Below are 10,536 nucleotides of genomic sequence, written 5' to 3'. Positions count from 1 at the left end.
TTGGAATGACACATCGCCATACTCGTGTATGCCCATCCACTTCGTCGGCAGCGTCAAATTGGGATAAGAGACAGCCCCCGGCGTCATCCGCGCGACGTCGTCGGAGCGCACGCGCCGGGTCGGGGGCAGCGAGCCCCGCCCCCCGGGCACCGATCGGCGGACGGCGTCGCCCAGCCGGCCACCGAGCCCGGCCAGCGCGGACACGTCGCGGCCGGCGGCGTCGGGCACGAGGAAGGGCAGCGGCCGGACCAGGTGCGGCGCCGTGGCCCCCATGAGGACGGCGCGCTCGCGGGCGCTCTCGCGGGCCAGGCCGATCTCGCCGTGGGCCAGGTAGCGCAGCCCGCCGTGCACCAGCTTCGACGACCAGCGACTGGTGCCGGCGGCGAGGTCGGTGCGCTCGAACAGCGCCACGGACAGTCCGCGCGAGGCGGCGTCCAGCGCGACGCCGGCCCCGGTGACCCCGGCACCGACCACCACGACGTCGACCGTCGCGCCGGCCAGCTGCGCGAGGTCCCGGGTCCGCCGCTCGGGCGAGAGGGAGCCGATCACCTGCTCCTCCGGCGGGCACGCACCGGCAGACTGTAGCGGTGCCCGAGCAGCCGGAACTGACGATCCAGGGGTGGGGCCCCGCCCCCGCCGGAGCCATCGCGCAGGACGCCGACGGCCTCGACGCGACGCTGACCAAGGCGGCGCGGCGCCACCTGGTCCGCGAGCTCGGCTGGACGCCGCGGGCGACCCCGCCGGTGCCGGTGGAGCAGATCCGGCTGGCCCCGGGCAGGCTGCCGCAGGAGGCGCACGCCGCGCTGGTCGGCCTCCTCGGCGCCGACAACGTGCGCACCGACCGGGAGTCGCGGCTGCGCCGCGCGGGTGGCAAGAGTTACCTGGACCTGCTGCGCCGCCGCGAGGGGGACGCCTCCGACGCGCCCTGCGCCGTCGTCCTCCCGGGCACCACGGAGGAGACAGCGGCACTGCTGGCCCTCTGCAGCGAGCACGGCATCGTCGTCGTGCCCTTCGGTGGCGGGACCAGCGTCGTCGGCGGGCTGGCCGGCGTGGACCCCGACGACCGGCCGGCGATCGCGGTCGACCTGGGCCGCATGTCGTCGGTGCAGGCCCTGGACGTGCCGTCGTCGATGGTGACCGTCGGGCCCGGCATGCGCGGGCCGGCACTCGAGGAGGCACTGGGCCGCGAGGGGCTGAGCTTCGGCCACCTGCCGCAGAGCTGGGAGTTCGCCACCGTCGGCGGCTACGCCGCCACCCGCTCGGCCGGGCAGGCCTCCACCGGCGTCGGCCGGTTCGACGAGCTGGTCGCCGGGCTGACCCTCGCGACGCCCTCGGGCGTGCTGGAGCTCGGGCATCCGCCGGCGTCCGCGGCCGGTCCCGACCTGCTGGGCCTGGCGCTCGGTTCGGAGGGCACGCTCGGCGTGATCACCGAGGTCACGCTGCGGGTGCGCCCCAAGCCGGCCGTGGCCGCGTACGAGGGCTGGTCGTTCCGCACCTGGCCGGCCGGGCTCGCGGCCCTGCAGAACCTGGCCCGGCACGACCTGCTGCCCGACGTCGTGCGGCTGTCCGACGGCGACGAGACCCGCGCCAACCTGCTCATGGCCGGCGGCACCGGCGCCAAGGCGCTGCGCGGCAGCCTCCGCGTCCGGGGTCACGGCGGCGGCTGCCTGCTGCTCGTCGGCTGGGAGGGATTGCCCGATCTCGTGCGGGCCCGCAAGCGGGCGGCGTCGTCGCTGCTGCGCGACGGCGGCGCGATCCGGCTGGGCCGCCGGGTCGCCGAGTCGTGGCGGGCGCACCGCTTCGGCGCCCCGTACACCCGCGACCGGCTCCTGGACGCCGGGCTGCTGGTCGAGACGTTGGAGACCGCGGCGACCTGGTCGGCCCTGCCCAGGGTGTACGACGCGACCCGCCGGGCGCTGCGCGACTCCCTCGGCCGCAAGGGTCGGCAGCCGCTGGTGATGAGCCACGTCTCGCACGGTTACCCGACCGGCGCCTCGCTCTACCTGACGGTGCTCGCCGACCGGGACGACGCGCTGCCCCTCCAGCAGTGGCTGACGGCCAAGCGCGCGGCCACCGACGCCCTGCTGGCCGCCGGCGGCACGCTCACCCACCACCACGCCGTCGGGGCCGACCACCGCCCGTGGCTGGAGCGCGAGGTCGGGCCGCTGGGCGTCGAGGTGCTGCGCGCGGTCAAGGAGCGGCTGGACCCGAAGGGCATCTGCAACCCCGGCGTCCTCCTCCCCGACTGAGGGGCTCCGTGATGATCAGGAGACATGATCATCAGGGGTCCTGGCTCACGGTCGACGGTGAGCCACGACCCCGAACGGTGAGCCAGGAACCCGGATCTCGCCGCGGCTCAGACGGTGGTGGCGATGCCGCCGTCGACGGGGATGACCGCGCCGGTCACGTACGAGCCGGCCCGCGAGGACAGGTAGACGACGACGCCGGCCATGTCGTCGGGGCGGCCGATGCGGCCCAGCGGTGACTTGGCGGCGATCTCGCTGCCGAACGCGTCGAGCGTGGCGGCCATCATCTTGGACTCGAACGGCCCGGGCGCCACGGCGTTGACGGTGATCTGCTTCGGGCCGAGCTCCTTGGCCAGCACCCGCGTGAGGTGGTGCAGCCCGGCCTTGCTGGCGGCGTAGGAGTAGGTCGGCATCGGGTTCACGTGCAGGCCGTCGATGCTGCCCACGTTCACCACGCGGGCCGGATCGCCCTCGACCGCCGCCGCCTCCAGCTTGGGCAGCAGGGCGCGGGTGAGGAAGAAGGGCGACTTCAGGTTCAGGTCGAGCAGCTTGTCCCAGGCCGACTCGGGAAAGGTCTCCAGCGGCTCGCCCCAGGTGGCGCCGGCGTTGTTCACCAGGATGTGCACGCGGTCCTCGCGCTTCCCGACCTCCTCGGCCAGCCGCAGGCACTCGGCCTCGGTGGAGAGGTCGGCGGGGATCGAGACGACGTCGCCGAACTCCTGCAGCTCGGCGACGGCGGCGTCGCCGGCCTCGGCCTTGCGGGAGCTGATGTAGACCTTCGCCCCCGCCTGCAGCAGACCGCGGGCCATCATCATGCCGATGCCACGGGTGCCGCCGGTGACCACGGCCACCTTGCCGGTCAGGTCGAACAGGTCCACGGGTACCTCCGGAGTCGCCGAACGGGTGCCGCACCGGCCCCTCGGGCACCCTAACGAGGCGCTCCTGCGGCGCCGCTCCGGCGACCTGTGCCAGCCTTCGGCCATGATCACGCCCGCCCTCGGCGCCACGAGCGAGGTCGGCCGGCTGCGCACCGTGCTGCTGCACCGGCCCGGTCCCGAGCTGCGGCGGCTGACGCCCCGCAACAACGACCAGCTGCTGTTCGACGGCGTTCCGTGGGTCGCCCGCGCGCAGGAGGAGCACGACGCCTTCGCCCAGGCGCTGACCGACCGCGGTGTCGAGGTCCTGCACGTGGCGACGTTGCTCGCCGAGGTGCTCGCCTCCCCGGCGGCGCGCACGGAGCTCATCGACGCCGCCGTCGACGACCCGCGCCTGGGCGCGACCTTGCAGCGCGACGCCACCCGCCACCTGGCCGGGCTCGCCCCCGAGGACCTCGCGTCGACGCTCATCGCGGGGCTGGCGCACGACGAGCTGCGCGGCTCCGGGCTGGCCTACCAGCTGATGGACCGCGCGGACTTCGTCGTCCCTCCGCTGCCCAACCTGCTGTTCACCCGCGACTCGTCGGTGTGGATCGGCGGCGAGGTCGCGGTGACGTCGCTGGCCATGCCCGCCCGCCACCGCGAGAGCACGATCACCGCCGCCATCTACACCCACCACCCGCGGTTCGCCGGGGCCGAGCAGCTCTACGGCGCGGAACTGGAGCACCTGGAGGGCGGTGACGTGCTGCTGCTGGCCGAGGGCGTGGTCGCCGTCGGCATGGGCGAACGGACGACGCCCGGCGGAGCGGAGCGGTTGGCGCGGCGGCTGTTCGCCCGCGGCCTGGCGCACACGGTGCTGGTCGTCCCGATCGCCCAGGAACGGGCCACCATGCACCTGGACACCATCGCCACGATGGTCGACGTCGACGCGATGGTCATGTACCCCGCCGTGGCCGACTCGCTGGTCGCCTGGACCGTCCGCGCGCCCTACGACATCGAGGACGACGCCGATACCACCGACCTCGCCGTCAGCGGGCCCGAACCGTTCGTGCTGGCCGCGGCAGCCGCCATGGGCATCGACCAGCTGCGGGTCATCGACACCGGCCTGGACCCGGTCACCGCCGAGCGCGAGCAGTGGGACGACGGGAACAACACCCTCGCGCTGGCCCCGCGGCTGACGGTGGCCTACGAGCGGAACACCGTCACCAACGCCGCGCTCGAGGCCGCCGGCATCGAGGTGGTGCGAATCGCGGGCTCCGAGCTCGGCAGCGGCCGGGGCGGGCCGCGCTGCATGTCCTGCCCGATCCTGCGCGAACCCATCTGACTGTCGGCGATGACTCTGCGTTGCGACGCGCACGGAACCGTGAAGGACTGGTTCGCCCGTTAGCTGTGACCCGTGGTACAGCTCACTCACGAGTTGATCGATCCCACGGGGGAAACTGCATGTCCAAGCGCTTTCGTACGCCGCTGACGCTGTGCGCCGCAGCGGCGCTGTTGTTCGTCGGGCCGGGGCTGGCTGCCGCGGCCGAGGAGGGCGCCGCCGGAGGCCTGCCTTCGGAGACGGTGACCGGCATCGTCGGCGACGCGGCCGCTGGCGAAGGAAGCGGCGAGGCCAGCGACGAGAGCGGCCAGACGGGCGCCGACGACCAGCTCTCCGGCGGGAGCGGCGAGAGCGGCCAGACCGGCGGCGACAGCACCCAGACCGGCGACGAGGGCGGCCAGCTCTCTGGCCTCGGCGGTCAGCTCTCCGGCGAGGGCACCCAGACCGACGATGGGAACACCCAGACCGGCGACGAGACCACCCAGACCGGCGACGAGACCACCCAGACCGGCGACGAGGGCACCCAGACCGATGACGGGGACAACCCCGTGGTCGACGGGTGCAACCAGCTCGTCGAGGGCATCACCGGCATCGACCCCACCTTGGGCGGTGAGCTCGAGCAACTCTGCACGGGGCTGGAAGGGGGAGCCGAAGAGCTCGTGGCGGGCTGCGAGATGTTCGCTGACGAGGCGAGGAGCGGGAGCCCGGAGCTCGGTGCCGTCATCGACGAACTGTGCAAGGCGCTCGGCGGCGACGGGAACGAGGAGACCGGGGGCGAGAACGTCGGCGGAGGAACCGACGGACACGAGGAGGCCGCTCCCGCCGTTCACTACACCGACTGCGACGACGCCCGCGCGCGCGGTGCCGCGCCGGTCCACTCCGGCCAGCCCGGCTACGGCCCGCACCTCGACAACGACAACGACGGCGTCGGCTGCGAGCAGGAGACCGCGCTGGTGAGCCACACGCCCACCGCCGCTCCGCAGCTGGCCTACACCGGCTTCGACACGCTGCCCTTCGCCGGTGCCGGCGCAGCGCTGCTGGTGCTCGGCAGCGCTGCGGTGGCTGCCGCCCGCCGCCGGAGCTGACGCAGAGGTCCTGATCAACGAGAAGGTCGCTCCCCACCGTGGTGGGGAGCGACCTTCTCGCGTTCGCGCCTACCTCAGCGCAGGGTGATCTGGCGGGACAGCAGCCCGGCCCGTGCACGCCGCTCGTCTGCGTTCAGCGGAGTGGTCACGGTCAGCGCCTGCTCCAGCCGCGCCTGGAACTCCGTCGCCGGACCGACCCAGTCCTCGGCGGGGACGTCGGCCGGCAGGTCCCACACCGGGACGACGAGACCGTGGGCCCGGAAGGCGCCCGCGTAGCGGGTGCCCTCGCCGAGGAGGATCTGCTCTGCGGCGGACAGCCGGGCAAGCGCGTCGAGGAGCTGCTCCTCCTTCTCCGGCCGGACCCAGCGCAGGTGCGCACGCTCGTTGCCGGGGCGCACCCAGTAGGCGGCCTCCAGGCCCTCCAGCCGGACGGTGGGCAGGATGGCCTCGTTGGCCTGGCTCAACCCCGCTCGCGCCGCCGCGCCGGGCTCGGTGCCCTCCAGCCAGAAGTCGAAGCTGTCGTGCACCTCGACCTGGAGCGGGACGGAGACGTCCAGCACCTCCTGCAGCCGCGGACCCGCCGAGCCGGCGCCACCGATCGGGCCCGGCTCCACCGGGGCACCCTTCGGCGCCTCGAGCGCGGCGGCGACCGCCGTCCCGAGGTCGCGGCTCACGTCGTCGGACGAAGTGGCGAGCTGGGCGCCGACGAGGATCTCGCCGTTGGCCCGCACCAGCGCCGGCGCACCGCCGGGCAGCACGCTGGCCAGAGTGATCTCACGGCCGTCCGTCGTCCGCAGCTTGGCCGTCGCGGCCGGGACCAGCTCCCGCAGGGCTACCCAGTCGGCCTCGCCGGGCAGGCCCTCGAACGGCCGGGTGACCGGCGGGGCGTAACCCGAGCCGTGGCAGTGCTTGTAACGACGACCCGAGCCACAGGGGCAGGGCGCCTTCGGGTTGATGCCCTCCGGAGCGGCGGGGGCGGACGTTCGCTTGCGGGAAGCCATGTCGCCAGCCTATGCGGCCCCTCGCAGGCGCCCGCCCTGAGCGTGCGGGGGCGGGCGATCCTCTTACTAGGCTCGTCGGCCGTGACCCGCGCTGCCGTCTCCGCGCCGCTCGACCTCACCGACCCCGCGGTGGTCGCCGACCCGTATCCGGCCTTCGCGCGGGCCCGCGCCGAGGCGCCGGTGCAGTGGCACGAGGGCCTCGGGCTGTGGCTGGCGTTCACCCACGCCGAGGCCAACGCGGTGCTGCGCGACCGCCGGCTGGGCCGCATCTGGTCGGACAGGCAGCCCGCCGAGCGGTTCGAGAACTTCAACCTCATCCACCGAAACGCCATCCTCGAGATGGAACCGCCGGACCACACCCGGCTGCGGCGGCTGATCAGCACCGCCTTCGCCCGCGGGCACGTCGAGCGGCTGCGGCCCTGGGTGGAGGAGCTGGCCGGCCGGCTCGCCGGGGAGCTGGTCGAGCGCTCCGCGGGCAGCGAGCCGGTGGACCTGCTCAGCGGCATGGCCGAGGAGCTGCCGGTAGCGGTGATCGCCGAGCTCCTCGGCGTGCCGGAGGCCGATCGCCCGCTCCTGCGCCCGTGGTCCAACGCGATCGTGAAGATGTACGAGTACGGCCGGACGACGGAGATCGAGGACGACGCCGAGCGCGCGGCCGACGAGTTCGTCGCCTACCTGCGCGAGCTCGCCGCCGAGCGGCGCACGACGCCCGGTGAGGACCTGGTCAGCCACCTCGTCGCCGTCCGCGACGCCGAGGGCGATCGGCTCACCGAGGACGAGCTCGTCACCACCTGCATCCTGCTGCTCAACGCCGGCCACGAAGCAACGGTGAACGTCAGCGGCAACGGCACTCTCGCCCTGCTGCGCAACCGCGACCAGCTCGCCCGCGTGCGCGCGGACCGCTCGCTGCTGCCCGGCGCGATCGAGGAGCTGATCCGGTACGACTCCCCGCTCCAGCTGTTCGAGCGGACCGCGACGACGGACGTGCAGATCGGGGGTATCACCGTCGAGCGGGGCCAGAAGATCGCCGCCCTCCTCGGTGCGGCCAACCGCGACCCGGCGGTGTTCGCCGACCCCGACCGCCTCGACGTCGGCCGCACCGAGAACGCGCACATCACCTTCGGCGCCGGCATCCACTTCTGCATCGGGGCGCCGCTGGCCCGCGTGGAACTGCAGGCCACGTTCGGCGCGCTGCTGGACCGGACGTCGCGGATCGAGCTGGGCGGGGAGCCGCAGCGGCGTCCCGAGTTCGTGATCCGGGGCCTGCACACGCTGCCCGTCGTCCTCACCGCCTGAGGAGCAGGAGTGCTCCTTCGCGTCATCCCGTGCGCGTTACCAAGAGAGGGCGCACTCCCGTTCAAGCGATGCCGCCGTCATGCCGTTGGGACCTCATGCTTGCTGAAACTTTGGTTCGTACCGGGGCGCGCATCGTCCTAGGAGTCTTCGCCGTGTTCGCCGTCGTCCTGGTCGCGATCGCGGTCGCGGTCATGGTCCCCACCGGATGGCATTGGACAGCATCCAAGACCTTCACGGTCCTGGGCAGCCTGGCCCTTGTTGTCGGCGCGTTCCTCCAGGCGTGGAAGGACAGCTCGAACAAGCCTCGTTCCAGTTCTGGGATCGACCGGCTCAGCCTCTACGCGTGGGCAGTCATCTGCTCCGGTGCGCTGTCGGTGCTCGTCGGGTCTGTCATGGCTGACTGATCCACGCCAGGGAAGACGCTCGATAGACCCACCTAGTTGTCACCAACCATGTGATCCCCGGTGGAAGGTGAGCCCGGTCACTGGCACGATGCGGCCATGCGCGGCTTGATGCAGGACTACCCCCTCACGATCGACGCGATCTTCCGCCACGTGGAGCAGCACTACGGCGACGGCACGATCGTGACCAACAACCCCGGCGGGAAGACGACGGCGACCTACGCGGAGTGGGCCGAGCGCACCCGCAAGCTGGGCGGCGTCCTGGACACCCTCGGCATCAGCGCCGACGGCCGTGTCGGCACCTTCTGCTGGAACAGCCAGCGCCACCTGGAGCTCTACTTCGCCGCGCCCTGCACCGGCCGGGTGCTGCACACCCTCAACGTCCGCCTCTTCCCCGAGCAGCTGACCTACATCGCCAACCACGCCGAGGACGAGGTCATCTTCGTCGACCGCACGGTCCTGCCCCTGCTGTGGCCGCTCATCGACACGATGAAGACCGTGAAGCAGGTCGTGGTCATGGACGACGGCGGTGACAACGAGATCCCCGACGACGCCCGGGTCCTCGACTACGAGGCGCTCCTGGCCGAGGCGCAGCCGGTCGAGTTCCACGTCACGGACGAGAACTCCGCCGCCTCGATGTGCTACACGAGCGGCACCACGGGCAACCCCAAGGGCGTCGTCTACTCGCACCGCTCGACGTTCCTGCACACGATGGGCGTGATGGCCCCGAACGCGTTCGGCCTGGGCATCAACGACGTGGCGATGCCCATCGTGCCGATGTTCCACGCGAACGCCTGGGGCATCGCGCAGGTCGCGCCGGCCGCCGGGTCCTCCCTGGTCATGCCCGGCGCGATGATGCAGCCGCAGGCCCTGGCCGACCTCATCGTGGACGAGGGCGTCACCTTCACCGCCGGTGTCCCGACGGTCTTCCAGGGGATCCTTCCGCACCTGGCCGGCCGCCCCCACAAGCTGCGCGACATCGGCTGCGGCGGCTCCGCGGTGCCCAAGGCGCTCAGCGAGGCCTACCGCGAGCAGATCGGGATCCCGCTCCTGCAGGCCTGGGGCATGACGGAGACCCACCCGGTGGCCTCCTCCGGCGTGCTGCCCACCCGGTACGAGCAGGCCGACGACGAGACCAAGGCGACCCAGCGGGCGCGTGCCGGCATCCCGTTCCTCGGCGTCGAGGCGCGGATCGTCGACGCCGACACCCTCGAGCCGCAGCCCTGGGACGACAAGGCCACCGGCGAGCTGCAGGTGCGCGGCCCGTGGTGCGCGCAGGACTACTACAACCCGGACGCCGGCGTGACGCTCACGACCGAGGACGGGTGGATGAAGACCGGCGACGTCGCGGCGATGGACGCCTACGGCTCGATCCGGATCGCCGATCGCACCAAGGACCTGATCAAGTCCGGCGGCGAGTGGATCAGCTCGGTGGACCTGGAGAACGCGATCATGAGCCACCCGAAGGTGAAGGAGGCCGCGGTCGTCGGCATCCCGCACCCGAAGTGGGACGAGCGCCCGCTGGCCTGCGTCGTCCTGCGTGAGGGCGAGGAGGCGACCCAGGAGGAGATCCTCGAGCACCTCAAGCCGCTGATCGCGAAGTGGTGGATGCCCGACGCCGTCGAGTTCATCGACGAGGTGCCCAAGACCAGCGTCGGCAAGTTCTCGAAGAAGGACCTCCGCAGCAAGTTCGCGGAGTACCAGCTGCCGAGCTGAGCGGCGGGACGACCAGCCGCGGCCCCCTGCAGGGGCCCGCCGCGAGCGTGCGAGCGGTGGGGGGCAGTGGGTCCTTCGACTAACGGACGAAGGGGGGCTGGCCGGTCTCGCTCACCATGGGCTTGCCGGCCGCCTCCCAGTCGCCCATGCCACCAGCGACGTTGACGGCCTCGAAGCCGTTCTGGTTCAGCCAGGCCACCACGCGGGCCGACCGGCCACCCGCGCGGCAGGTCACGTAGAGCGGATCGCCCTCGGGAAGCTCGTCCAGCTTGGCCGGGACGTCGCCCATCGGGATGTGCGTGGCGCCCTCGATGTGCCCGTGCACCCACTCGTCGTCCTCCCGGACGTCGAGGACGACGGCGTCATCCGGGAGCTCGCTGACGGACACGGTGGGAACCTGCTGCGGCATCACGCCCTCCATCGTGGCACGCGCGCCTGCCGCCCCCCCACTGCGAGGATGGACCCGATGACCACCGGGGCCAGGGCGGTCAGTGCCGGCTCGTAGTCGTCGAGCATCGGCTCGACCCGGCCCACCATGCCCTCGGCGCGGTCGACGATCGCGTCCGCGCGGGTGCTGGTGCCGCCGACGCGCTCG

At 72.8% G+C, this 10,536-nt stretch carries 10 protein-coding genes and 1 pseudogene; 6 read left to right on the top strand and 5 right to left on the bottom strand.

Translation table 11 applies throughout. The features are described from left to right. A partial coding sequence (locus C5508_RS17795; RefSeq protein WP_113684664.1) for an FAD-dependent oxidoreductase occupies nucleotides 1-549 on the bottom strand: 549 nt, incomplete at its 3' end. Nucleotides 550-587: 38 nt separating this feature from the next. On the opposite strand from C5508_RS17795, the gene C5508_RS17790 reads away from it, so the two are divergent. Continuing rightward, the gene (locus C5508_RS17790) at nucleotides 588-2,249 is read left to right on the top strand and encodes an FAD-binding oxidoreductase (RefSeq protein WP_104526263.1); all 1,662 of its coding nucleotides are present in this window, start codon (nucleotides 588-590) and stop codon (nucleotides 2,247-2,249) included. A 107-nt stretch (nucleotides 2,250-2,356) separates the two neighbouring features. Here C5508_RS17790 and C5508_RS17785 read toward each other — a convergent pair whose 3' ends face one another. Then, nucleotides 2,357-3,124 (bottom strand): SDR family oxidoreductase, encoded by a 768-nt coding sequence (locus C5508_RS17785; RefSeq protein ID WP_104526262.1) that lies wholly within the window; start codon nucleotides 3,122-3,124, stop codon nucleotides 2,357-2,359. A gap of 103 nt (nucleotides 3,125-3,227) precedes the next feature. Between C5508_RS17785 and C5508_RS17780 the strand changes: the two genes are divergently transcribed. Together C5508_RS17780 and C5508_RS20040 are read left to right on the top strand one after the other, a co-directional pair. Then, a complete protein-coding gene (locus C5508_RS17780; protein WP_104526261.1) occupies nucleotides 3,228-4,445 on the top strand; it encodes an arginine deiminase in 1,218 nt (405 codons plus the stop codon). A gap of 119 nt (nucleotides 4,446-4,564) precedes the next feature. Next, nucleotides 4,565-5,527: an excalibur calcium-binding domain-containing protein gene (locus C5508_RS20040; protein ID WP_198598164.1), complete on the top strand. Its 963-nt coding sequence runs from the start codon at nucleotides 4,565-4,567 to the stop codon at nucleotides 5,525-5,527. A 74-nt stretch (nucleotides 5,528-5,601) separates the two neighbouring features. Here C5508_RS20040 and C5508_RS17770 read toward each other — a convergent pair whose 3' ends face one another. Continuing rightward, on the bottom strand, nucleotides 5,602-6,528 hold the full coding sequence (locus C5508_RS17770; protein WP_104526260.1) for a DUF5926 family protein: 927 nt from the start codon (nucleotides 6,526-6,528) through the stop codon (nucleotides 5,602-5,604). An 81-nt stretch (nucleotides 6,529-6,609) separates the two neighbouring features. Between C5508_RS17770 and C5508_RS17765 the strand changes: the two genes are divergently transcribed. The 3 genes from C5508_RS17765 (at nucleotide 6,610) to C5508_RS17755 (ending at nucleotide 9,941) form a co-directional block, all read left to right on the top strand. Continuing rightward, nucleotides 6,610-7,824, top strand: coding sequence for a cytochrome P450 (locus C5508_RS17765; RefSeq protein ID WP_104526259.1), 1,215 nt, complete (start codon nucleotides 6,610-6,612; stop codon nucleotides 7,822-7,824). A 152-nt stretch (nucleotides 7,825-7,976) separates the two neighbouring features. Continuing rightward, nucleotides 7,977-8,228 carry a hypothetical protein gene (locus C5508_RS17760; protein ID WP_157944142.1) on the top strand — a complete coding sequence of 84 codons (252 nt, stop codon included), beginning with the start codon at nucleotides 7,977-7,979 and terminating at the stop codon, nucleotides 8,226-8,228. Between the two features lie 96 nt (nucleotides 8,229-8,324). Then, complete coding sequence (locus C5508_RS17755) at nucleotides 8,325-9,941, top strand: long-chain fatty acid--CoA ligase (protein ID WP_104526257.1); 1,617 nt, start codon at nucleotides 8,325-8,327, stop codon at nucleotides 9,939-9,941. 79 nt (nucleotides 9,942-10,020) lie between these two features. Here C5508_RS17755 and C5508_RS17750 read toward each other — a convergent pair whose 3' ends face one another. Together C5508_RS17750 and C5508_RS17745 are read right to left on the bottom strand one after the other, a co-directional pair. Then, nucleotides 10,021-10,350 (bottom strand): rhodanese-like domain-containing protein, encoded by a 330-nt coding sequence (locus C5508_RS17750; protein WP_232797262.1) that lies wholly within the window; start codon nucleotides 10,348-10,350, stop codon nucleotides 10,021-10,023. Then, nucleotides 10,350-10,536, bottom strand: a pseudogene (locus C5508_RS17745) (hypothetical protein); the annotation flags it as partial. The gene C5508_RS17750 and the pseudogene C5508_RS17745, both read right to left, overlap by 1 nt.

Origin of the sequence: Blastococcus atacamensis (genome assembly GCF_002938425.1) — a bacterium.
Classification (GTDB): domain Bacteria; phylum Actinomycetota; class Actinomycetes; order Mycobacteriales; family Geodermatophilaceae; genus Blastococcus; species Blastococcus atacamensis.
This window is presented reverse-complemented; position numbering and strand designations above follow the sequence as displayed.